Annotated in this window: 18 protein-coding genes and 1 tRNA gene; 10 read left to right on the top strand and 9 right to left on the bottom strand. The window is 68.7% G+C overall.

The window, feature by feature from the left end; genetic code table 11:
• The first annotated feature begins 300 nt into the window (after positions 1-300).
• Positions 301-1,284: a sugar-binding transcriptional regulator gene (locus tag FHX53_RS08885; protein ID WP_182490992.1), complete on the top strand. Its 984-nt coding sequence runs from the start codon at positions 301-303 to the stop codon at positions 1,282-1,284.
• Positions 1,285-1,372: 88 nt separating this feature from the next.
• On the opposite strand, the gene pepD is transcribed toward FHX53_RS08885, so the two are convergent.
• The 6 genes from pepD to FHX53_RS08855 form a co-directional block, all read right to left on the bottom strand.
• Positions 1,373-2,866, bottom strand: coding sequence for a beta-Ala-His dipeptidase (pepD, locus tag FHX53_RS08880; protein WP_182490991.1), 1,494 nt, complete (start codon positions 2,864-2,866; stop codon positions 1,373-1,375).
• A 19-nt stretch (positions 2,867-2,885) separates the two neighbouring features.
• Positions 2,886-3,893, bottom strand: a complete 1,008-nt coding sequence (locus tag FHX53_RS08875; RefSeq protein ID WP_182490990.1) for an ABC transporter permease — start codon at positions 3,891-3,893, stop codon at positions 2,886-2,888.
• Positions 3,893-5,482: an ATP-binding cassette domain-containing protein gene (locus tag FHX53_RS08870; RefSeq protein ID WP_182490989.1), complete on the bottom strand. Its 1,590-nt coding sequence runs from the start codon at positions 5,480-5,482 to the stop codon at positions 3,893-3,895. The genes FHX53_RS08875 and FHX53_RS08870 overlap by 1 nt, the downstream gene beginning before the upstream one ends.
• Positions 5,479-6,528: an ABC transporter permease gene (locus FHX53_RS08865; protein ID WP_182490988.1), complete on the bottom strand. Its 1,050-nt coding sequence runs from the start codon at positions 6,526-6,528 to the stop codon at positions 5,479-5,481. The genes FHX53_RS08870 and FHX53_RS08865 overlap by 4 nt, the downstream gene beginning before the upstream one ends.
• Positions 6,529-6,629: 101 nt before the next feature.
• Positions 6,630-7,778: a sugar ABC transporter substrate-binding protein gene (locus FHX53_RS08860; protein WP_182490987.1), complete on the bottom strand. Its 1,149-nt coding sequence runs from the start codon at positions 7,776-7,778 to the stop codon at positions 6,630-6,632.
• 181 nt (positions 7,779-7,959) lie between these two features.
• Complete coding sequence (locus tag FHX53_RS08855; RefSeq protein WP_182490986.1) at positions 7,960-9,195, bottom strand: epoxide hydrolase family protein; 1,236 nt, start codon at positions 9,193-9,195, stop codon at positions 7,960-7,962.
• 217 nt (positions 9,196-9,412) lie between these two features.
• On the opposite strand from FHX53_RS08855, the gene FHX53_RS08850 reads away from it, so the two are divergent.
• The 7 genes from FHX53_RS08850 to FHX53_RS08820 all read left to right on the top strand — a co-directional run bounded on the left by FHX53_RS08850 (position 9,413) and on the right by FHX53_RS08820 (position 16,790).
• On the top strand, positions 9,413-10,360 hold the full coding sequence (locus FHX53_RS08850) for a beta-keto acid cleavage family enzyme (protein WP_182490985.1): 948 nt from the start codon (positions 9,413-9,415) through the stop codon (positions 10,358-10,360).
• Between the two features lie 56 nt (positions 10,361-10,416).
• Positions 10,417-10,489, top strand: a tRNA-Lys gene (locus tag FHX53_RS08845).
• 187 nt (positions 10,490-10,676) lie between these two features.
• Positions 10,677-11,687: a LacI family DNA-binding transcriptional regulator gene (locus tag FHX53_RS08840; RefSeq protein WP_246335624.1), complete on the top strand. Its 1,011-nt coding sequence runs from the start codon at positions 10,677-10,679 to the stop codon at positions 11,685-11,687.
• A gap of 107 nt (positions 11,688-11,794) precedes the next feature.
• The gene (locus FHX53_RS08835) at positions 11,795-12,637 is read left to right on the top strand and encodes an ABC transporter permease (RefSeq protein WP_343050936.1); all 843 of its coding nucleotides are present in this window, start codon (positions 11,795-11,797) and stop codon (positions 12,635-12,637) included.
• Between the two features lie 112 nt (positions 12,638-12,749).
• Positions 12,750-13,622 (top strand): carbohydrate ABC transporter permease, encoded by an 873-nt coding sequence (locus FHX53_RS08830; RefSeq protein WP_246335605.1) that lies wholly within the window; start codon positions 12,750-12,752, stop codon positions 13,620-13,622.
• A gap of 53 nt (positions 13,623-13,675) precedes the next feature.
• Complete coding sequence (locus tag FHX53_RS08825) at positions 13,676-15,283, top strand: ABC transporter substrate-binding protein (RefSeq protein ID WP_182490981.1); 1,608 nt, start codon at positions 13,676-13,678, stop codon at positions 15,281-15,283.
• A 106-nt stretch (positions 15,284-15,389) separates the two neighbouring features.
• Positions 15,390-16,790, top strand: a complete 1,401-nt coding sequence (locus FHX53_RS08820) for a GH32 C-terminal domain-containing protein (RefSeq protein WP_182490980.1) — start codon at positions 15,390-15,392, stop codon at positions 16,788-16,790.
• A gap of 292 nt (positions 16,791-17,082) precedes the next feature.
• Here the strand turns inward: FHX53_RS08820 and FHX53_RS08815 are convergent, their stop codons facing one another.
• Entirely contained in the window at positions 17,083-18,015 is a 933-nt protein-coding gene (locus tag FHX53_RS08815) for an aldose epimerase family protein (protein ID WP_182490979.1), read from the bottom strand.
• A gap of 36 nt (positions 18,016-18,051) precedes the next feature.
• Positions 18,052-18,900 (bottom strand): DeoR/GlpR family DNA-binding transcription regulator, encoded by an 849-nt coding sequence (locus FHX53_RS08810; RefSeq protein ID WP_343050935.1) that lies wholly within the window; start codon positions 18,898-18,900, stop codon positions 18,052-18,054.
• A 16-nt stretch (positions 18,901-18,916) separates the two neighbouring features.
• Between FHX53_RS08810 and galT the strand changes: the two genes are divergently transcribed.
• Positions 18,917-20,026 carry a galactose-1-phosphate uridylyltransferase gene (gene galT, locus FHX53_RS08805; RefSeq protein ID WP_425488311.1) on the top strand — a complete coding sequence of 370 codons (1,110 nt, stop codon included), beginning with the start codon at positions 18,917-18,919 and terminating at the stop codon, positions 20,024-20,026.
• Positions 20,023-21,183: a galactokinase gene (gene galK, locus FHX53_RS08800; RefSeq protein WP_182490978.1), complete on the top strand. Its 1,161-nt coding sequence runs from the start codon at positions 20,023-20,025 to the stop codon at positions 21,181-21,183. The genes galT and galK overlap by 4 nt, the downstream gene beginning before the upstream one ends.
• Positions 21,184-21,446: 263 nt before the next feature.
• Here galK and FHX53_RS08795 read toward each other — a convergent pair whose 3' ends face one another.
• Positions 21,447-22,451, bottom strand: a complete 1,005-nt coding sequence (locus tag FHX53_RS08795) for a hypothetical protein (protein WP_182490977.1) — start codon at positions 22,449-22,451, stop codon at positions 21,447-21,449.
• Positions 22,452-22,453 lie beyond the last annotated feature (2 nt).

The raw sequence follows: 22,453 nt of genomic DNA, 5'->3' as shown, positions 1-22,453 counted from the left end.
TCAAGGCCGATCTGGCCACCGCCGTCAAGCGGGTCGAGCCCTCCGTGACCCCGAAGCCGCGGCAGCGGGGTGAGCGCTGGCGCCCGCATAGTGTCGCCTCGATGGCCGCCGCTCAGCACGCGCGTCAGATCGCCGATGATGGCGACGGGCGAGAGAACGGAAATCCTTGAATTTTCAGTCAAAAAAGGACTAAGGATTCCGTATACTGAGGGGGTATCGAGGTCCGACGGACCGATCGAATCGAGGAGCTCTCAGCGAGCCCATTCCAGCACACTCGCCCGCCAACAGGAAGGGGACGCGATGCCCATCGACAATCGGGACCTCGACCAGCTCAGGATGATGACGAAGGTGTCGCACCTCTATCACACGCGCGGTCTGGTGCAGACGGAGATCGCTCGAACGCTCGGCGTCTCCCAGGCTCGCGTCTCGCGCCTGCTCTCCGCCGCCGAAGGCGCCGGGATCGTCCGCACGGTCGTCGTCACGCCCCAGGGTCTCAACGCCGACCTGGAGGACCGCGTCGAGACGATGTTCGGGCTCCGCGAGGTGCACATCGTCGACGCCTCCGGCGAGTCGGAGTCGCAGCGCACCGAGACCCTCGGCCGGGCGCTCGCGAGCGTCTTCCGCTCGTACCCCATCGACGGCAAGACGATCGGCTTCACCTCCTGGAGTCGATCGATGCGGCGCTTCGTCGACAACCTGCCCCGCTTCTCGCACGGGAAGGCGACGCGCATCGTCGAGATGCTCGGCGGTGTCGGCCAGCCGACCGTCCAGCACGAGGCCACCACCGCGACGGAGCGCTTCGCGCGACTCACGGATGCTGAGCCGGTGTTCCTCCGCGTGCATGGCGTGGCGCCCTCGGTCGAGGTGCGCGACGCCATCCTCGCCAACGACCCGTTCGCCCGCCAGGCGCTCGACGCGCTCGACGAGCTCGACATCGCGCTCGTCGGAATCGGCAACGCCACGGTCGTCGCGCCGCTGGTCGCCGGCGACAACTTCTTCACGGAGGAGGAGTTCGCGCACGCCCGCGAGCTCGGCGCCGTGGGCGAGATCAACCTGCGCTTCATGGACGAGAACGGGACACCGATCGACGGTGACCTCGACCCTCACGTGGTCGGGGTCACGCTCGAGCAGCTCCGGCGAGCAGACCAGCGCATCGCCGTCTCCGGCGGCGAGAGCAAGCACCGCGCGCTGCTGGCAGCCGTCCGCGGCGGATGGATCAACGTGCTCGTGACCGACGAGGAGTCGGCCGAGTACCTCGTCGAGCACGGTCCCGCGACCTCCTGATCGAGCCGGCTCGAGGCGCGCAGCCCCGGGAACGGCTTGTGGCCCGGAAGCGTGCGCGATCCGGGCCACGAGGGTCGAGCATCCGCGATCAGAGCCGCGAGACGACCTCCTTGATGAGCGGCCAGACGCGCTCGACGGAGCGGTGGTTGACTTTCTCGGCGGGCGAGTGCAGGGCGTGCAGCTCGGTGCCGATCGAGATGATGTCCTCCACCGGCACGCGGCGGCTGAACATGCCGAGCTCGAGCGAGCACTGCGACACCTCGACGTTCGGCTCGGCGCCGAGCACGTCGCGGTAGGCCTGCGAGGCCGTCGCGAGCAGCTGCGAGTCGGGGCGGTACGGGAACTCGGGGGCGTCGAGGCCGAAGAGCTCGGCGGTGACGCCGCCGCCCGCGAGGTCGACGGCTGCGCGGATGCGATCCCACAGCTCGTGCTTGCGCGAGGTGAGCGCCGAGGTGATGGTCGACATGATGCGCGCGCCGTTCGCCGTCGGGCGGACGGTGCCGATGTTGTTCGACGTCTCGACGCGGCCGGGCACGTGGAGGTTCCAGCTCACGACGCCGTGCGGGATGAGGCGGAGGAGCGACATGAGGCGCTCGGTCGCGGCGGCGGAGAACACGGTCTCCGGGCGCTCTGCCCCTGTGAGCTCGACGCGGATGCCCGGATCGGCGAGCTCGTACTCCTTCTTCAGCTCGCCGTCGAGCTCGGCGAGCGCCACCTCGATCGCGGCGGCGTCGGAGGAGCGGAAGACGAGCACTGCGGAGGCGTCGGCGGGGATGGCGTTGTTCTGCGCGCCGCCGTAGGGCTGCGCGATGCGCACGTCGAACGACTGTGTCAGCCTGCGCACGGCGCGGGCGAGCACCTGCAGGGCGTTCGCACGCTCGAGCTGGATGTCGAACTCGCAGTGGCCGCCGTTGAGGCCGCGCACGTCGAGCGAGCGTGCCGCGTCGAGATCGGCCGGGGTCGGCTCGAGCTCGCCCGGCACATCGACGATGAAGGTCACGTCGCCCGAGCAGCCGGCGAGGATCTCCTTGTCGGTGATCCAGTTGAAGTCGATCATGCGCTTGCCGGAGAGCCGGGAGACGTCGAACTGGCCGGCGCCCACCTTGCCCTTCTCCTCCATGGCCGTGAGCACGGCCTCGAGCGGCGGGTGGGCGAGGTCCGTCGACGCGAGCAGCGCGAGGATGTAAGAGACGCCGATCCCGTTGTCGGCGCCGAGCGAGGTGCCGTCGGCCGAGATGAACTCGTCGTCGACGAGGAGGCTCAGAGGCTGGTTCTCGAAGTCGAATTCGACGCCCTCCGCCTTCTCACACACCATGTCGAGGTGGCCGTGGAGAACGAGCGGTGCGGCGTTCTCGAGCCCGCCCTGGCCGGGCTTGCGGACGAGCACGCAGTGTGCGTCGTCCTTCGACGCCTCGAGGCCGTGGGCCTCGGCGAACCGGAGGACCCAGTTCGCGATCCGCTCCTCGTTGCCGCTCCCGCGGGGGATGCTCGTGAGCACCTCGAAGAACTGGAACACCTCGCGGGGCTCGAGGTGGGCGAGAACGCCGGTGTTCTTCGCCTCCATGAGTTCGGTCGTGGTCACGGTGGATTCCTCTCGCTGGTTACTTGACGATGCTGGACTTGTTGCGCGACATCGTGAGGGCGACGATCGCGATGATGACGACGCCGTACACGAGGCTCTGCGCCTGGGTGGGGATGCCGATCGCGGCGGACGCGATCGGAACGAGCGCGACGGTGAGGGCTCCGAAGATCACGGCGAGCGGGTTGACCACGCCGCCGGAGATCGAGGTGCCGCCGATGAGGGCCGCGGCGATCGCGGGCAGCAGCAGGTCGCTGCCGAGCCCGCTCGGGGAGGCCGACCCGGCCTGCGCGATGATCGCGATGCTGCCGAGTCCGGCGGCGAAGCCGGAGAGCGCGAAGGCGAGCACCTTGAGGCTGCGCGTGCGCACGGCCGAGAAGATCGCGGCCGACTCGTTCTTCCCGATCGCGGTCAGGCCGCGCCCGACGCGCGTGTAGCGCATCATGACCCACAGCACGACGGCGAAGACGACCGCGATCCAGAAGGTCATAGGCACGTTCGCGATACCGGTCTGGTACAGCGTCGAGGTGACCTCGCTGTTGGCCGAGACGTAGACGGTGGTCCGCCCGCTCAGGACGAGAGCCGCCGCCTGGAAAATGCCTAGCGTGCCGAGCGTGAGTGCGAACGACGGGACCTGGAAGGTCGCGACGAGGAAGCCGTTGACCGCCCCGAAGAGAGTCGTGGCGAGCAGGATCACGAGCGGGGCCGCCCCGGCGACGGGCCCGAGGGTCAGCGCCAGCAGGATCGCGCCGAGCAGGGCGATCGCCGCGTTCGAGAGGTCGATCGAGCCGACGTTGAGCACCATCGCCTGCCCTAGGGCGAGCAGGAGGATGGGCGCCGACGAGGTCGCGACGATCGCGAGGCCGCCGCCGCCGATGAATGCCGGGGTGAGGATGGCGACGACGACGAGCATCGCCACGAAGATGACGATCGGGCCGACGGCCTGCCAGGCGTGGCGACCGGGGATCCTACGGCGGGGGCGAGGCGCGGCGTCCGTCGTGGGCGTGGCCTCCGTGACCGTGGTGCTCATCACAGCATCCTTTCGAGCAGGTCGAGCGTGGTGGGATCGTCGTGACCGAGGTCGTACCGGCCGGAGACTCGGCCGTCGCGCATGACGATGATGTCGTCCGCAATCTCGAGCGCCTCCTCGATCGTGTCGGGGATGAGCACGATCGCCGTCCCGGCGTCGCACACGGCGCGCACCTGCTCGTTGACCGTCTCGGCGGCCCCCGGGTCGAGGCCGCGCAGCGGGTGGTCGAGCAGGAGCGCGCGCAGCTCGTCGGAGTTGAGCCACTTGGCGAGTACGACCTTCTGCTGGTTTCCGCCGGAGAACTCGCCGAGCTGGCGCTCGGGGGTGCGCGGGCGGATGTCGAGTGTCTCGAACCACTCGGCGGCGATCGCGCGGCGGCGGCGGGGCAGCTCGAACGGGCCGACCGCGGCGCGGCCGGGGTGCGTGAGCGTGAGGTTCTCGTCGGCGGGCATCTCACCCACCATGCCCTCCGTCTTGCGCTCGGCGGGCAGGTAGCCGATGCCGCTCCTGACCGAGCGCTGAATCGACGGCCTGGCCGAGGCATCCCCCCCGATCGCGACGGTGCCCGACGTCGCCGCCTCCGCGCCGAAGATCGTGCGGACGAGCGACTCGCGCCCGGAGCCGCTAGTGCCGAGTACCGCGAGGACCCGGCCGGGGTAGACGTCGAACGAGACGTCCGCGAACTCTCCCGTGCGGGCGAGCTCCGAGACCGCGATGACGGGGGTCGTGCCGGGTGCGACGCTCGAGCGGGCGCGCTGCGCGGCGTGCACCTCGCGGCCCACCATGAGGCGGAACAGCTCGTCCTCGTTCGTCTCGCGCGAGCGGCGGTCGGCGATGAGGCGCCCGTTGCTCATGACGAGCACGCGGTCGCAGATGCGCAGAACCTCGTCGAGGCGGTGCGAGACGAAGATGACCGACCCGATGTCGCGCAACTTGCTGATCTCGCGCTCGAGGATCTCGGTCTCGGTGCGCTCGAGGATCGCCGTCGGCTCGTCGAGGATGACGAGCGGCGGGGTGTGGCTCGAGGCGCTCACGCGGATCGCGCGGGCGATCTCGACCATCTGCCGGTCGACGAAGGTGAGGTCGCTCACCCGGGTGTTCGGGTCAAGCTTCGATCCGATGAGCTCGAGCGCCCTGGCCGCGTCGCGGTTGAGGCGACGCCAGTTGTAGAGCCCGAGGCGGCTGACTCCGCCGCGCCCGGCCGGCGTGTTGATCTCGATGTTCTCGGCGACGGTGAGGTTCGTGAAGAGCGACTGCTCCTGGTGCACGACGCCGATGCCGCTGCGGAGCGCGTCGGCCGGGCCGCGGAAGGTCTGCGGGGCGCCGTTGACCTCGATCGTGCCGGCATCGGGGCGGTAGTTGCCGGAGAGCATCTTCAGGAGGGTGGACTTGCCCGCACCGTTCTCGCCGATGAGGCCGATCACCTCGCCGGGCAGGATCTCGAACGAGACGGAGTCGACCGCCTTGTTCATGCCGAACGTCTTCGAGATCCCTGACAGGCGGAGCACCGGGGTCGTGTCGCTCATGGCGGTCACCTCGTTCTCGTGGGCGGTGCGGGCGGATGCGTCGGCTGCGGTTCGAGCGGTCACTTCGCCACCCCCAGGCGGTCGCGGTGCGACCACGCCGCGAAGACGATCGCGGCGACGAGGATCACGCCGGAGACGGCCGACTGCCAGCTCGTGTCGACGCCCGAGAGGATCAGGCCGTTGTTGAGCACCGTGAGCAGGAAGACGCCGAGCACGGTGCGGAGGATGCCGCCCCTGCCGCCGCCGAGGCTCGTGCCGCCGATCACGACGGCCGGGATGACGATGAATAGGAGGCCGGAGCCGACGAGCGGCGACCCGATGTCGAGCTGGATTGTGGCGAGGATGCCGCCCAGGCCGCTCAGGACGGCGGCGATCGCGAAGACGGCGACCTTGACGCGGAAGGCGGGGAGTCCGGCTGCGCGGGCGATGGTCTCGCTGTTGCCGATCGCGAGGGCGACGCGGCCGACGCGCGTGTACCGGACGACGGCGAGCCCGATGCCGATCACGAGCAGGGCGAGCCAGAAGGCGTTGGGGAGGCCGAGCGTTAGCTGCGAGGTCCATCCCTTGAGCGCGGCGTCCTCCAGGCGGGGGAACAGGTCGCGGCCGTAGAGGATCGTCGCGAAGCCGAGCCCGACGTACCACATGCCAAGGGTGACGATGAAGGACGGGACCTTCAGGCCCGTGAAGATGAGGCCGTTGGCGAGGCCGAAGAGGAGGGCGACGCCGAGCGCGATGACCCAGGCCCACGCTCCGAGACCCTCGCCTCCTCGCGAGTTCGCGGTGAGGAGGATCCAGGTCATGCCTGCGGCTCCCATGACGCCCTCGACGGAGAGGTCGATGGAGCCGAGCAGGATGACGAGGGTGGCGCCGACCGCGATGATGAGCGGGATGGACGCCTGGGTGAGGATGTTCTGCGCGTTGCCGATCGTGAGGAATCGGTCGTTGAGCAGGGAGAAGACGATCAGGAGAACGACCAGGGCTATCAGCAGCCCCAGCGGTTCTGAGATGCTGCGGAACCGAGCACGGCGCTCGATGCCCTGCTCGCGCACCCTGATTGCGGTCGTGTCGATGGCGACCGGCCGGTCGAGGGTCGGATTCCTCTGAGCCATGGTGATTCTCCTGACGAAAGACGACGGTGTCTGTGGTGAGGGGGCCGCTCCCGCCGTCCTCCTGGCGAGGACGGCGGGAGCGGCAAGGGGGTTGCGACCTGCTAGTCGAGGACTTCGGGACCGCCGCCGCCCACGAGGGTGGCGGGCTCGGTGTCCCACGGGCCGTTCTCGATGAGCTCCTTCACGAAGGCCGCGGCAGCCCCCGGCTCGTCGTACTGGGCATACTCGTCGAGGTTGTCCGGCGTGACGCACTTGATGTCGAAGAAGCTCGTGCGCTTCTCGTTCGGGAGCTCCGACGGGTCGATCTCGCCGGTGGCCGCGAGGTAGGCGGTGTAGAGGCCGATCGCCGAGGCCATGTAGCCGCGGTGGAAGGTCTCGCCGACGATGGCGTTGTTGCCGTAGCCCTCCTTCATGAGCTCGACCGTGTCGGGGTAGAGGCCGTCGGACGCGAACTTGACCTGCTCGAGCAGGCCGGCGTCCTCGAACGCCTGAAGGGCGCCGAGCTGCATGCCGTCGTCAGCGCTCCAGACGGCGTCGATCTCGTCGCCGTACTTGGCGATCATGTCGCGCGCGTTCTGGTTCGCGAGCACCGGGTCCCAGTTCGAGGGTTGCTCCTCGAGGATGGTGATGCCCGGGTAGTTCTCCTCGAGCTCGGCCTTGAAGCCGACGACGCGGGTCTGGCTCGTGGTGCTGTCCGCGACGCCGGGGAGCATGATCACGTTGCCCTCGCCGCCGAGCGCGTCGCCGATGGCCTGCGCGTTGCAGCGACCCGACTCGATGCCAGGGTGCTTCTGGAAAGCGACGAAGTTGTCGCTCTGGTCCCACGGCTCGAACTCGTCCGGCTTGTTCCACCAGATCGACACGTAGCCGCCGGCGCGCGTCACGGCGTCGACGATGGTGGGAGTGTCGGAGCTCGCCACGGTGTTGACGAACATGACGACCTTCTTGCCCTGGGCGAGAATGGCCTGGATCTTGGAGATCTCGGTCTGCGACGAGTTCTCCGAGTCGACGATCTCGAGCGGGAGATCGAGCTCGGCGGCGAGCGCCTCGGCGCCCTCGATGTTGGCGGTGAAGTAGGGGTTGGCGGTGTTGATCACCGAGGCCACGAGGACGATGTCCTCCTTGGCGATCGGGCCGGCGTCCTCGCCGCCGCTTCCGGCGGTCGTCGTGCAGCCCACGAGGGCGAGCGAGGCGGCGGCGGCGAACGCGGATGCACGAGCGATCCGGCCGCGCTGTGAGGAAAGAGACATCTTCGACTCCTTGGTGGATTGAGCACTCGGTTCCGAGCGGTTGGCATTTTTATTCAATATAATGCTCGCCATTCACTTGAATGGTAAGCGGAAGGGCATCCCCCCACAAGGGCCTGCGGGGGAATGCCTCGCGCGTGACGGATTCGTTATCCGGGCGACGCGATGTCGGCCGCTGCGCCGATCAGCGCAGAGTCCGAAAGAACGTGCGGACGTCGTCCACGTAGATCTCCGGCTCCTCCAGTGGAGCGAAGTGCCCGCCGGTGGAGTGGACGCGGTACTGATGGAGGTTGAAGTACTTCGACGTCCAGGTCATCGGGGGCTTGTAGATCTCGCCCGGGTAGATCGAGACGGCGGTCGGTACACCGACGACCGGGAAGCGGTCGTGGCTCGGCGACCAGGGGTTGCCGCGGCACTCCCAGTAGTAGCGCGAGGAGGTGCCTCCTGTGTTGGTCAGGAAGTAGACCGCCGCCGTGGTGACGAGGTCCTCCTTGGGCCAGACCCTCTCGAAGGCCTCGGTTCCGACGCCGCGCTCGGCGAGGCCCCAGAAGTACCGCTTCTCGGTGATCCAGGCGAGCTGGGCGGCGGGCGAGTCGGCGACGAGCGCCGCGAGAGTCTGCGGTTTGGTCAGCTGGATCTCGCCGTACCCGCTCTCGCGCTCGACGAACAGCTTGCCGCGCTCGAACCAGCCGGCCTCCTCCGCGGTGTACTCGCTCTCGGCGGGAAGGCCGAGGAAGGGGTCGAACTCGACGCCGGCGGGCTGGTCGGGGTGATCGGGCAGGTAGTGCGACATCTGCGCCGGGAAGTGGGTGTAGAGACCGATGACGTCGTTCTCGTACTTGTGACCGTGCTGCTGCGCGATGAGCGCGCCCCAGTCGCCGCCGGCCGTGGCGTACTTCTCGTAACCCAGAACGTCCTTCATCAGGGCGTTCTCGAGGTCGGCGGTGTGCCAGAAGTTCCAGCCGGTCTCGCGCAGCGGCGAGGAGAAGCCGTAGCCGGGGAGGGAGATGAGGACGACGTCGAAGGCGTCCTCCTCCTTGCCGCCGAACTTCACGGGGTCAGTGAGGGGCTCGATGACCTTGCGGACATCCCAGAAGGTCCACGGCCAGCCGTGGTGGAGGAGCAGCGGCATGGGGTTCTTGCCCTTGCCCTTGACGTGGATGAAGTGCAGCGGCACGCCCATCAGGTCAACCGTGAACTGCGGGAGCTCGTTCATCCGGCGCTCCACGTCGCGCCAGTCGTACTCGTTGATCCAGTAGTCGACGAGGGTGCGGTGGTACGCGGTGTTGTACCCGTAGCGCCAGTCGTCGTTCGCGAAGTCCTCGGGGAAGCGGGTGCGCTTGAGGCGCTCCATCATGTCCTCGAGATCCGCATCGGGGATGCTGACGCGGAAGGGGCGCACCTCGGGGGATGCCGACATCGTTGAACCTCCTTGTTCACGGCCGCCAGAGCGAGCACTCGCTCTATTCAGTGTCTGCTTGCTTATGCACCGTAGCGCGATCGACTGGGCATGTCAACGCATCTCTCCGCCATTGAGCGCCCTCGCGCTTGACATCATCGCGGCGGCCCGGTCATCCTGTGCATGAATCATCACACTCTGAATAGATTCCATTCGCAACGACGGGAAAGGGAGATCGATGGCCACCGCGCTGGACAGATACGCCGACAGGAAGCCGAGCTGGGACTACCCGGTCGTCATCGAATCGCACATCAACGGGGTGCGCACGAAGGACATGAACCCGAACACGCCGGTCTCGTACGAGGAGATCGCGGAGGACGCGATCCGCTGCTGGGAGGCGGGAGCCGGCGCCATCCACGCTCACAACAGCAGCTTCGACCTGCTCGGCGAGGACGCCTACGAGGACTACATGCGCACGTGGCGGAGCGTGCTGGAGCGTCATCCCGACATCACCTGGTACCCCACGACGTGCAACAACCTGCGCCTGCTTCCGACCGAGAGCGGTCTCGAGCACGTGCCCCCGCTGCACGACCACGCGAACGTCAACATCGGGTGCGTGGACACCGGCCTCACCCTCTTCGCCACCGATGTCGACGACGAGGGCTACCTCTCCGGACCCGAGTTCGGCTTCAACTACGAGCGCGTCGCCCGCCAGGTGAAGATGTTCCGCGAGCGCGACCTCGCGATGGTCTTCGGCATCTACGAGCCCGGACACCTGCGTCACGCGATGCACTACGTGAACCGCGGGATGTCGACGCAGGGGTCGATGTGGGACTTCTACCTCATCGGCGACTACGGGCTCACCGCCACCGAGCCCATCGGCACCAACGGCATGAAGCCGAGCCTCGAGAGCCTCTACTACTACCTCTCGATGATCGAGGAGGCGCAGGTGACGCACCCCTGGTACATCTCGATCTGGGGTCAGGGTGCGCTCGACGACACCCACATCCTCCGCCGCGCCATCGAGCTCGGTGGCCACATCAAGACCGGGCTCGAGCTGTTCTACGACCCCGCCCGGAACCCCACGAACCTCGAGCTGCTCCAGCAGGCGCAGGAGATCGCCCGGGAGGTCGGCCGCCCGATCGCCACGCACGACGAGGCCCGCGCGCTCTACAACATCGCCTGACCGCGTCCGGGGGCGGGCATCGCGCTCGCACCCGGGCGCGATAGATTGGAGGCCGCGGGCCTCTAGCTCAGTCGGTAGAGCAGCGGACTTTTAATCCGCGGGTCGTGGGTTCGAGCCCCACGGGGCCCACCCTGCGACGCGATGGCCGCGCCGCGTCCCCTCGATCGTGGTGACCGCAGCGCGGCGATGACGACGCCAGACTTCTTCGACTTCGACACGCCTCTTGACACGCGTGGGTTATACGTTTTACCTTGCGTACTACGCATAACGCACTCGACGAGGAGGCTTTGCCTTGGTCCGTAGCAAACGACCCACGATGTGGGATGTTGCTGACCGCGCGGGCGTATCTCAAGCGACCGTGTCTCTCGTGCTCAACGGGGCCGACGGGGGACGAGTGGCAGAGTCCACGAGGGCCCGCATCCTCGACGCCGTAGACGAACTCGGCTACAGCACCAACGCCTTCGCCCGGAGCCTGCGCAGCGGCGACTCCGGGATCATCGGGTTCATCTCCGACGAGGTCGCGAGCGCACCCTTCGCCGGCAAGCTCCTCAAGGGCGCTCAAGAGCTCGCGTGGGCGACCGGCCAGGTCATCCTGAGCATCGACACCTACAACGAGCGCGCCCTCGAGGATGCGGCTGTCGAGATGATGCTGTCGTATCGAGTTCGAGGCATCATCTTCGCCGCGATGTACCACCGCGTGATGGAGCTGCCGTCGAGCCTTGCGGGAGCGCCCGTCGTGGTGCTCAACGCTCGCGATGGCGCGGGGCGCGTTCCCAGCGTGTACCCCGACGAGGTGCAGGGCGGGTACGCCGCCACTCGACACCTCCTCGACGCCGGGCACCGCCGCATCGCGATGATCAACATTCAAGCCCCGGACAGCGTTCTTCCGGCTGGCATCGGCCGGCTCGCGGGCTATCGCCGAGCGCTCATCGACGCCGGCATCGAGATCGACCCGACACTCGTGCGACCCGGCCTGGGCATCGTCGAGGACGGCATGGAGCAGGCCCGCATCCTGATGCAGCAGCCGGATGCTCCCACCGCGATCTTCTGCGGCAACGACCGAACGGCGTGGGGTGCGTACCGCGCACTCGAGAGGCTCGGCCTCCGCGTTCCCGAAGACTGCTCCATCGTCGGCTTCGACAACCAGGAGACGCTCGCGCCGTACCTGGACCCAGGGTTGACCACGCTGAAACTCCCCTACGAGCAGATGGCACGCCGAGCCGTCGAGATTCTCCTCGACGAGCAGGGGGCGGCGCCCCTGATTAATCCCATTCACTGCTCTCTGATCCCACGCGGGTCCGTGGCGAGCGCAAAGGTGCACGCATGAGTCGTCTAGCAGTCCCCACACGGCGATCCACGCCTCGACTGAGGGGGCGCTCGCTGAACCGACGCGCCATCTCTTCGTGGCAGTTATACGTATTACTGATCCCGGCGGTGGCCTACATCGCGGTCTTCAAGTACTGGCCGATGTACGGGGCGCAGATCGCCTTCCGCGACTACAACCCCTCTGACGGCTTCGCGGGCAGCCCGTGGGTGGGCCTGGAGCACTTCGAGCGATTCGTCGAGTCCTTCCAGTTCGAGCGACTGATGGTCAACACCCTCTCGCTGAATGCGCTGGGCCTGCTCATCGCCTTCCCCGTGCCGATCATCCTCGCCCTGATCGTGAACCAGCTCCAGAGCGAGCGATTCAAGAAGTTCACGCAGTCCGTTCTCTACGCGCCGTCGTTCATCTCGGTCGTCGTGGTCGCCGGCATGATCCACCTGCTGTTCTCCCCCCGTGCCGGGGTCGTCAACCATGCAATCGAGGCGTTCGGCGGCGACCCGGTGTTCTTCATGGGCGCACCGGAGTGGTTCCGGCCGCTCTACATCGGGTCTGACATCTGGCAGAACGCCGGCTTCTCGATGATCATCTACCTCGCCGCTCTGACGGCAATCGACCCCGCGCTGCACGAGGCCGCCCGCGTCGACGGCGCCAACAAGTGGCAGCGCATCCGCCACATCGACATCCCCGGAATCATGCCGGTCGTGACGATCCTCTTCATCCTGGCGATCGGCAATCTGTTCAACCTCGGGTTCGAGAAGGTGCTGCTCATGCAGACCGACCTCAACCTCCCCACGTCTGAGGTGATTCAGACCTACGTGTACAAGGCAGGTCTGCAGCAAGCGCAGTTCAGCTACTCGGCTGCGATCGGGCTCTTCAACTCCGCCATCAACCTCACCCTGCTTCTGACCTTCAACTGGGTCGCTCGTCGGGCCAACCAGTCAAGTCTGTGGTGATCTCGTCATGAATCTCTCGACACCCCTCTCTCCTGCCCCCACGGCACCTTCGTCGTCGCGGTCGCGACGCGCGACGGCGCCCGTGCGTCGCCGTCGGTCACTCCTCGCCCGCATGGCAGACCCGGCGTTCAACGCCGTGTCGATCGGACTTCTCGTCCTGGCGATCGCGGCGATCATCTACCCGCTCTACTTCATCGTCATCGCCTCGATCAGCGAGCCGGCGGAGATTCTGAACGGCAATGTCTGGCTGATCCCGCAGAGCATCACGTTCGAGGGCTATGCGCGGATCTTCTCCGACCCGGCGATCATGCGCGGCTTCGCCAACTCCGTCGCGTACACCGTGGTGGGAACCTTCGTCAGCGTGACGGCGATCCTGTTCGCCGCCTACGCGCTCTCGCGCCGAGACATGCTGGGCCGCACGTTCTTCATGCTGCTCTTCATCATCACGATGTTCGTCGACGGCGGCCTCATCGCTCGCTACCTCGTGGTGCGTGACCTGGGGATGCTCGACACCGTGTGGGCCGTGGTGCTACCCGGTGCGATCGGCGTGTGGAACCTGATCATCGCGCGGGCGTTCTTCGAGAACAACGTGCCCTCCGAGCTCCGCGAGGCCGCGCAGCTCGACGGAGCGCACGACTTCCGCTTCTTCTTCAGCATTGTTCTGCCGCTGTCGAAGCCGCTCATCTTCCTGATGATCATGATCCACCTCGTCGGCAACTGGAACGCGTTCTTCGACGCGCTGATCTTCCTCGACAACGAAGACATGTACCCGCTCCAGCTCGTGCTGCGCAACGTGCTCATCCAGTCCGAGGTCTCGGGGGCCGGCGGCTCCGGAGCGATGGACTCGTACGCCGCCGCGCAGCGGATCGGCGAGCTGATCAAGTACGGGATGATCGTGATCTCGAGCATTCCTCTTCTCATCCTGCTGCCCTTCATGCAGAAGCACTTCACCAAGGGCGCGCTGCTCGGCGCCGTCAAGAGCTGAACCACCCTCCCGCACCACCCCTTGCACCGACCCATATCGAAGGAGATATACCCATGAGACACCGCAGATTCGCCGCCGCCGTCGCCCTGACGGCTACTGGCGCACTCCTCTTGAGCGCCTGCTCCGGAACGACCGACGCCTCCACCACGGGCGCCGACCTTTCCGCCGACTTCGGCTTCAACGCCGAGGGCCTGCCGATCGTCGATGAGACGCTCACCCTGACGTTCGGCGGCGAGAAGTCGGCGCTCGCGCCGGACTACTCCGAGATGGAGCTCGCGCAGCAGTGGGAGGCCGACACGAACATCTCGATCGAGTGGGAGAACCTGGCCGGCCAGGTCTACCAGGAGAAGAAGAACCTCATGCTCGCCAGCAACGAGCTCCCGGACGTCCTGTACAACACTGGACTGTCAGACGCGGAGGTCGTCCAGTACGGCACGAGCGGCACTCTCATCCCGCTCGAGGACCTCATCGCAGAGCACGCCCCGATCCTCTCGGCACTGCTCGAGGAGCGCCCGGACATCCGCGCCGCCATCACGGCGTCGGACGGCCACATCTACACGCTGCCGTCGGTCGAGGAGCTCGGGATCCTGCAGTACCCCAACTTCCTGTTCATCAACACCGCCTGGCTCGAGAAGCTCGACATCCCGATGCCGACGACCATCGAGGAGTACCGCGACGCGCTCGAGGCGTTCAAGACGCTCGACCCGAATGGCAACGGCCAGGCCGACGAGATTCCCTTGAGCTTCAAGCCGGATCACTTCTGCGCCAACCCCTGGGATCTCATCGCTGCGCTCGGTGGCCAGCCCACCAACAACGACCACCGCATCGTTCGCGACGGCAAGGTCGAGTTCACCGCCAACTCGGAGGGCTACCGGCAGGGCGTCGAGGCGCTCGGCGAGTGGTTCGCCGACGGCCTCATCGACCAGGAGTCGTTCTCTCACGACGACGTCGCCTACCTGGCCAAGGGCAAGTCCGAGACTGCTGTGCTCGGCTCGTTCTTCTGGTGGGAGCTCAAGGAAATGGTCGGCGATGACCGTCTGAACGATTACGCACTGCTGGGCATCCTCGAGGGCGTCGACGGAGAGCGTCAGGCGAGCGTCTCGAACTTCCAGGAGATCTCTCGCGGCGCGTTCGCGATCACGTCGGCCAACAAGTACCCCGCCGCGACCATGCGCTGGGTCGACCGCCTCTTCGACCCGGTGATGTCGGCACAGGCCAGCTGGGGGCCCATCGGCATCACGCAGGAGGAGGACGCCAACGGCATGCTCGTTCAGATCCCCGCTGAGGCCGGCGTCTCCGAGGGTGAGCGTCGTCAGCTCGTCGCCCCGGGTGGCCCGAAGGTCACCACGCGCGAGCACTTCGAGACGGTCGTCGCTCCCGAGCCGCGCGCTGCCGAGCGTCAGGCGCTGGTTGACGAGCACTTCGCCCCGTACAAGGCGAACGACGCCTACCCGCCGGTCATGCTCTCGAACGAGGAGCTCGACACCGTGAGCTTCGCGCAGACCGACATCAACACTCTGGTCAAGGAGAAGTTCGCCTCCTGGATCGTGAACGGCACCGTGAACGACGAGTGGGATGGCTACCTCGCGCAGCTCGAGTCCCTCGGCATCGAAGACGTCGTGAACGTGTACCAGCAGGCCTACGACCGCTTCGTCGGCTAGCGATCTGACGGTGCGGGGGCGGGCACGAAACCCGCCCCCGCACCGTCGTCTGCTCCGAAGGCAAGACGCTCCGGCCCCATCCGAATCACCCCGAAGGAGTCCTGTCGTGATCTCGACGACGCCCGCCAGCGCCTTGGCCGGCACCACCCCCCAGTTCCGCCCGGCCGCGCACTTCACTGCGCACGGTACATGGCTCAACGACCCCAACGGACTGCTGTACCACGACGGGATCTACCACCTCTTCTTCCAGAGCAATCCCACCGGAAGCACGTGGGGCAACATCTCGTGGGGGCACGCCACCTCCACCGACCTGATTCACTGGCACGAGCAGCCGACGGCCATTCCCAGTACCGACCTCGAGATGGTGTTCTCCGGCAGCGCGGTCGCCGACGTGCGCAACACCGCCGGATTCGCCGGCCCCGGCCAGACGGCGCTCGTGGCCATCTACACGAGCGCGAGCACAGCGGCCAGCGGCAGCCCCGGCGCCCAGGCCCAGTCGCTCGCCTACAGCCTGGACGAAGGCGAGACCTGGACCCGGTACGCCGGCAACCCCGTCCTCGACATCGGCTCGACCGAGTTCCGAGACCCCAAGGTCTTCTGGTTCGGCGAGGAGGACGGCCACTGGATCATGGTCGTCGCCAACCCGGTCGACCACCGCGTCTCCTTCTACTCCTCCCCCGACCTCACCACCTGGACCCTCGAGTCGCAGTTCGGACCCGCGCACGCCGTCGGCGGCGTCTGGGAGTGCCCCGATCTCTTCGCCCTCCCCGTGGACGACACCGGCGAGACGAAGTGGGTGCTCATCGTGAGCCTCAACCCCGGCGGGATCGCTGGCGGATCGGGAAGCCAGTACTTCATCGGCGACTTCGACGGGCGCGCGTTCACCGCTGATCGTGTCTCGGAATCGACCGACCTCGCCGACTACGACTGGCTCGATTACGGCCGGGATTACTACGCCCCCGTGTCGTTCAATGATACTCCCGACGGGCGACGACTGACCATCGCGTGGGCGAACAACTGGGACTACGCCAACGCGACTCCCACCGCTCCGTGGCGGTCGAGCATGTCGCTCGTCCGCGAGCTCCGGCTGACGCGCCACGAGGGCGGGCGCCTCCGCCTGGTCCAGCAGCCCATCCTCCCCGCAGCGGTGCCCGGAGTCTCCGTCTTCGACGTCTCCGTCGACTCGAGCCCAGGGCAGCGAACCGAGGTCCTGCTGGCGCCGGCGCCCGGTGAAGGCTCCAGCCACGTCGTTCTCACGGTCGACGGCACATCACGAACCATCACCAGCGATCGAACGATGAGCGGCGAGACAGACTTCCACGCCGCGTTCGCGTCGCGCGACACAGCTCCTCTTCTCGGGGGAGACATCACCGACCTGCGCATCGTCGTCGACGGAAGCGTTCTGGAGGTGTTCGTCGACGGGGGACTGGTCACACTGACGCAGCAGGTGTTCCCGGATGCTCCCCTGAGCACCATCCGCATCGCGGCAGCCGACGCGACGCGGTGAGCGCGCCAGCTCTCAGCTCGCGAGCCCGGCGAGCAGCGCCGGGTCGTGCGCGCGGTACTGCTGCCCGTCGCGCAGCCAGTCGACCGCGGTCGGCAGCACGGGCGTGAGCTCTGAGGCCATGACCGCGCGCCAGATGTCGTCGGCCTGCTCGGTGCGCGAGGCACCCTGGACGGCGATGAGCCGGAACGCGGCGAGCCTGGAGGCCCGGGCGTGCGTGCGTCAGGGCCGCAGGCGTGCGCGTCCGGTGCGGCGGGCGCGCCGACTCGCTGTCGACCGTGAAGTGACGGATTCCCTACGCGGGCCGGCAGATGCCCCAGCTGCCCGACCAGGAGTCGCCGGGCTGCAGCCACCGCACACCGATTCCGCTGTTGAGCGCGTCGGCCGGGGCCGTCATGGGCTCGACCGCGATCGCGGTCTGCTGGCCGTTCTCGCCGGGGAAGATGCGGGTCACGAAGACCTGCAGCCACTCCCACTCGCGACCCTGCCACAGCTCGGTCTCGGTGCCGTCGGGCGCCGAGAGCACCGAGCGGACGATGCCGTCTCCGTCGGGCTCGACGCGCCATGCGTCGTCGAACTGGGCGTCCTTCACCGCGACGCCGCCGCTCAGGTCGAAGCGCGTGCCCGTGACGGGCTCGAGGCCCTCGGGGTTGAGGCGGTCGTCGACGATGACGTGCTCGACGGTGCGGGCGGTGAGCGTGAGCTCCTCAATCGGGTGGTCGCCGACCGCGAGGAAGGGGTGCGTGCCGAACGCGATCGGCGCCGCGTGATTGCCGATGTTGGTCGCCGTGTGGGTGACGCGGATGCCGTTGCCGGTCAGGGCGTACTGGACGGTCGTCCAGAGATGGAAGGGCCAGCCGTGCTGCGGGACGACCGCCGCGCCCAGCGTGACCGAGTCGTCCCACTTCTCGACGACGCGGTACGGGGTGTTGCGCAGCAGGCCGTGGATGGCGTTCTTCCGCTCGACCTCGGTGATGTCGAGCTGCAGCACCGTTCCCTCGTGCACCCAGCGGCCGTCGCGCACGCGGTTGGGCCACGGCGCGAGGACGATGCCGTGCCCGAACGGCGGGGTCGACTCGCGCGGGAAGCCCTGCACGAGCGCATGCCCGTCGACCGAGAGCTGCCGCAGGGCGGCGGCGACCTCCGTGATGGTCGCCTCGACGGCGCCGTGGGCGCCGTCGTGGCGGAGGTGGAACTGCTCACCGGTGGGGGCTGCGATACGGGTCACGTCGTCAGACTAATGCCGGGCGGCTCCGGCGCGGCCTCAGCGGCGTCGGGGCGAGACCGCTCTCACCCGCAGCCCGGCCTCGGCGAGGGCGGTGGCATCCGCCTCATCGAGACCCGTGTCGGTGATGAGCTCGTCGATCTCGTCGAGGTGCGCGACGCGGCCCAGGTGCGCCTGGCCGATCTTGCTCGAGTCGGCGACGAGCAGGCGGCGGGCGGCGCTCGCGACCATGCGGCGCTTCACCTCCGCCTCGGGGAGGTTCACGTTCGTGACCCCGTGCTCGATGTGGACGCCCGTCGCGCCGAGGATCGCGAGGTCGGCGCGCACGTCGTCGAGCAGCGTCGTCGCGAGCGGGTTCACGAGCGAGTGCTGCAGCGAGCGCACGGTGCCTCCCGTGACGACGACCGTGAATCGGGGGATGGCCGGCTCGAGCGCGAGCGCTATGGCGAGGCCGTTCGTCACGACGACGAGCTCGCGCAGGTCGGCGCGCGCGACGAGCGCGTGGGCAACTGCGAGGGTCGTGGATCCGACGTCGAGCAGCACGCTCTCACCCGAGCGCACTTCCGCGGCGGCGGCGGCCGCGATCGCCTCCTTGGCCCGCGTCAGCCGGGCGCGCGACTGCTCGAGGCTCGACTCGCGCTCGGCGACGAGGCCCTTCGGCATGGCGCCGCCGTGCACGCGCGCGATCCGGCCGTCGCCCTCGAGCGCCGCGAGGTCGGTGCGGACGGTCACCTCGCTCACGCCGAGCTCGCGGGCGAGGTCGGTGACCCGCGCGAAGCCGCGGCGGGCGATCGCGGCGGCCATGCGCTCACGGCGCAGCGGAGCGGAATCGGGCTTTCGGAAGTCGTCGATATCGAAAGCGTACGGCTTGTGAAATCGCAAGGTCACCTCCGTAGCATGGAGCGTGCCCATCACGCAGAGATCCACGACGCTCGCCGACGGCCGCGAGCTCATCTACTTCGACGACGCCGACTCGACCCTCGGGCCCGAGCGCTCGATCGACCGCCGTGTGCTCGACCCGCGGCCCGGCACCGCCCGCATGCGGCAGGACGTCCTGACCGGCGAGTGGGTGTCGATCGCGAGCAACCGGCAGAACCGGGTGTTCCTCCCGCCTGCCGACCAGGATCCGCTCGCGCCGCAGAGCCCGGCGAACCCGAGCGAGATCCCATCGAACTACGACGTCGCCGTGTTCGAGAACCGGTCGCCGAGCTTCGGGCCCGACCTCGAGCACCCCGACGCGCCCGCAGGCCTCGACGACCTGAGCGCGATCGGCATCGAGCGCACGCGCGCGAGCGTAGGGCGCTGCGAAGTCGTGTGCTTCGCCCCCGAACACGAGGGCTCGTTCGGCTCCCAGACCGTCAGCCGCGCGCGCACCGTCATCGAGGCGTGGGCGCGGCGCACCGAGGCCCTGTCACGGATGCCCGGCATCGAGCAGGTCTTCGTCTTCGAGAACCGCGGGCAGGAGATCGGGGTGACCCTCCCCCACCCGCACGGGCAGATCTACGCCTACCCGTTCATCACGCCGCGCACGTCCACCCTGCTGCGCTCGGTCGACGCGGTCGGGCCCGACCTGTTCGCGCGGATCCTGGAGAGCGAGCAGGCGGGGCCCCGCGTGCTGGCGCAGACGGAGCATTTCACCGCGTTCGTGCCGTTCGCGGCGCGCTGGCCGCTCGAGATCCACCTGCTGCCGCACCGGCACGTGCCCGACCTCGCGGGCCTCACCGAGGCGGAGAAGGACGACCTCGCGCCGCTCTACCGCCGCCTGCTGCGCGGGCTCGACGCGATCTACGACTCCCCCACGCCCTACATCGCGGCCTGGCACCAGGCGCCCGTCAACGCGGGGCGGGATGCCGTGCGCCTGATGCTGCAGGTGACGAGCCCGCGGCGCGCGGCTGACAGACTGAAGTACCTCGCCGGGTCGGAGGCCGCCATGGGCGCCTTCATCGGCGATGTCGCCCCCGAATCCCAGGCCGCGGTTCTGCGCGCGGCGATCGAGAAGGCAGACCAGAGTTGAGCACCGACATCCGCGACGACACCCGCGCCGGCTTCACCGAGCTCTTCGGGCGCGAGCCGGAGGGGCTCTGGTCGGCGCCCGGCCGCGTCAACCTCATCGGCGAGCACACCGACTACAACGAGGGATTCGTCCTCCCGTTCGCGATCGACCGGCGCACGGTCGTCGCGGTCGGGCTGCGGGATGACCGCGTCGTCCGCGTCGCGTCGACGATCGCCGACGAGGTGGTCGAGATCGATCTCGCCGATCTGTCGCCCGCGGTGCTGAACGGGTGGCCGGCGTACCCGCTCGGAGTCGTGTGGGCGCTCGGCGAGTTCGGCGCCGACCTGACTGCCGTGCCAGGGCTCGACCTGTTCATCGATTCGGACGTGCCTCTCGGCGCGGGTCTGTCGTCGTCGGCGGCGATCGAATCGGCGGTCGCGCTCGCCCTCAACGACGTGTGGCAGCTCGGGCTCGACCGGCGCACGCTCGCCCGCGTCGGTCAGCGGGCCGAGAACGTCGCCGTCGGCGCCCCGACGGGGATCATGGATCAGTCGGCGTCTCTGCTCGGTCAGGTCGACCACGCGGTGTTCCTCGACTGCCGCTCGCTGGAGAGCGAGCTCGTGCTGCTGGGCCTCTCCGAGGCGGAGCTCGCCATCCTCGTCATCGACACCGGCGTGAAGCATTCGCACGCGACGGGCGGTTATGGCGAGCGGCGCGCGGCCTGCGAGCGCGGCGCTGCCGCTTTGGGAGCATCCTCGCTGCGCGATGTCACCGTCGATGACCTGCCGCGCGCCCAGGAGCTGCTCGACGACGTCACGTTCCGTCGGGTCCGGCACGTGGTGACGGAGAACCAGCGCGTGCTCGACACCGTGGAGATGCTCCGTTCGGAAGGCGCGGTGGCGGTCGGCGACCTGCTCGATGCCTCGCACCAGAGCATGCGCGACGACTTCGAGATCTCGGTGCCGGAACTCGACCTCGCCGTCGAGACGGCCGTGCAGGCGGGCGCGCTCGGCGCCCGCATGACCGGCGGAGGGTTCGGCGGCGCGGCGATCGCGCTCGTCCGCCTCGGCGACCTCTCGCGCGTGCAGGTCGCGGTCGACAACGCGTTCGGGGAGCACGGGTTCGGCCAGCCCGACACCTTCGTCGTCGTCGCCTCGGACGGCGCCGCGCGCAACTAGACGGGCAGACGGGCTGCCGGTTGAGTTGGCCGAGTCGGCGGCGACGCCGCCCGGCCCCCTCCCCCTCCGTCCGCCCCCGCGTGCCCTTCCGTTGTCGAGGAGTGACGTGATCGCTTTTCGTCACTCCTCTACATCGTGAGGGGATCACGCGATCGCAGGAGGACCACGCGCGATTCGAGGCGGGCGAGCGGGTGGTCGGGCCGGCGGCCAACGGGCAGCCGGGCCGGAGGACGACGGGCGGGCGGGGCGACAGGCGGGCGGGCCTAACCCCAGGTCGCTCCGCGGTCTGTGGAGCGGACGACCGCCTCGCCGGCCCAGAGCCAGAGGGTGCCGCCCCCGTCGCTCACGGCGACCTGCCCGGCGAGCGTCGCCGGGTCGCGCGGCACCGGCAGGCAGCCCGTGTCGGTCGCGCCCGCTCCGGCGGCGTCGACGATCGCGACGCCCACACCCTCGCAGGCCGTGCCGCCGAGACGCGCCACGACGAAGCCCCCGTCGGTGGGCGCCAGCGCCTGGGCGCCGGCGACAGCGACCGGCGTCGACCAAGCGGCCCCGGCATCCGTCGTCGTGGAGACGGAGCCGTCGGCGCACAGCACCGCAGCGGCGACGTCGGATGCCGCGGCGACGGCGACGACGGCGGCGCACGGCGCCTCGACCGCCCCTCCCGGCGCGTTCACGAGTGCGCGGTCGGCCGGGTCGACGTGCCAGGCGGAGACGACTTCGGCCGGATAGTCGGCGTAGTTGTCGCCGGCGACGTAGGTGCGGATGAGCGTCGGCGTGCAGTCGTCGGCGGCGGCACCCACCATCGCCGCGACGTCGGCGCTCGAGACGATGATGCGCTGCAGCGCGGTGACGCCCGTGGGGCCGGTGGCGTCCGTCGTCGTCCAGCTCGCACCGCCGTCGGTCGAGAACTCCGGGCTCGCCGCCGCGGCCGGGCACTCGCCCGTCGTCGCGCGCCAGGCGACGTCGCCGTCGACGGCGGTGAGGATGCGTGCCGCCGGGCCCGAGGCGACCGGCTCGATCTGTGCGGGGGCGCCCGGGTCGTCGGGCGGATCCGCATCCGGGTCCGCATCGGGCTCGGGCTCGATCGTCACGTCGGTCGAGGGCGCGCCCGCGATGGGCTCTTGCGAGCCCGACTCGCTCGACTGCGGGCGCCCGAGCACCCACACCACGAGAATGACGTCGAGCAGCACGAGCGCGGTGACGCCCGCGATCACGACCCAGCGGCGTCGAGTGGCGGCGTCACCGTCGACGGGCGCACGGAACGACATGG

Source organism: Microcella alkalica (genome assembly GCF_014137945.1).
GTDB lineage: Bacteria > Actinomycetota > Actinomycetes > Actinomycetales > Microbacteriaceae > Microcella > Microcella alkalica.
The sequence above is the reverse complement of the archived record's forward strand: the minus strand, read 5'-3'. Positions and strand labels throughout refer to the sequence as shown.

Bases quoted from the DNA above. Each gene is read 5' to 3' on its own strand.
- FHX53_RS08830 (WP_246335605.1), top strand. From the start codon at position 12,750: ATGGCAGACCCGGCGTTCAACGCCGTGTCGATCGGACTTCTCGTCCTG.
- FHX53_RS08855 (WP_182490986.1), bottom strand. From the start codon at position 9,195: ATGTCGGCATCCCCCGAGGTGCGCCCCTTCCGCGTCAGCATCCCCGAT.
- FHX53_RS08885 (WP_182490992.1), top strand. From the start codon at position 301: ATGCCCATCGACAATCGGGACCTCGACCAGCTCAGGATGATGACGAAG.
- FHX53_RS08850 (WP_182490985.1), top strand. From the start codon at position 9,413: ATGGCCACCGCGCTGGACAGATACGCCGACAGGAAGCCGAGCTGGGAC.
- FHX53_RS08860 (WP_182490987.1), bottom strand. From the start codon at position 7,778: ATGTCTCTTTCCTCACAGCGCGGCCGGATCGCTCGTGCATCCGCGTTC.
- FHX53_RS08875 (WP_182490990.1), bottom strand. From the start codon at position 3,893: ATGAGCACCACGGTCACGGAGGCCACGCCCACGACGGACGCCGCGCCT.
- FHX53_RS08825 (WP_182490981.1), top strand. From the start codon at position 13,676: ATGAGACACCGCAGATTCGCCGCCGCCGTCGCCCTGACGGCTACTGGC.
- FHX53_RS08795 (WP_182490977.1), bottom strand. From the start codon at position 22,451: ATGTCGTTCCGTGCGCCCGTCGACGGTGACGCCGCCACTCGACGCCGC.
- FHX53_RS08840 (WP_246335624.1), top strand. From the start codon at position 10,677: ATGTGGGATGTTGCTGACCGCGCGGGCGTATCTCAAGCGACCGTGTCT.
- FHX53_RS08865 (WP_182490988.1), bottom strand. From the start codon at position 6,528: ATGGCTCAGAGGAATCCGACCCTCGACCGGCCGGTCGCCATCGACACG.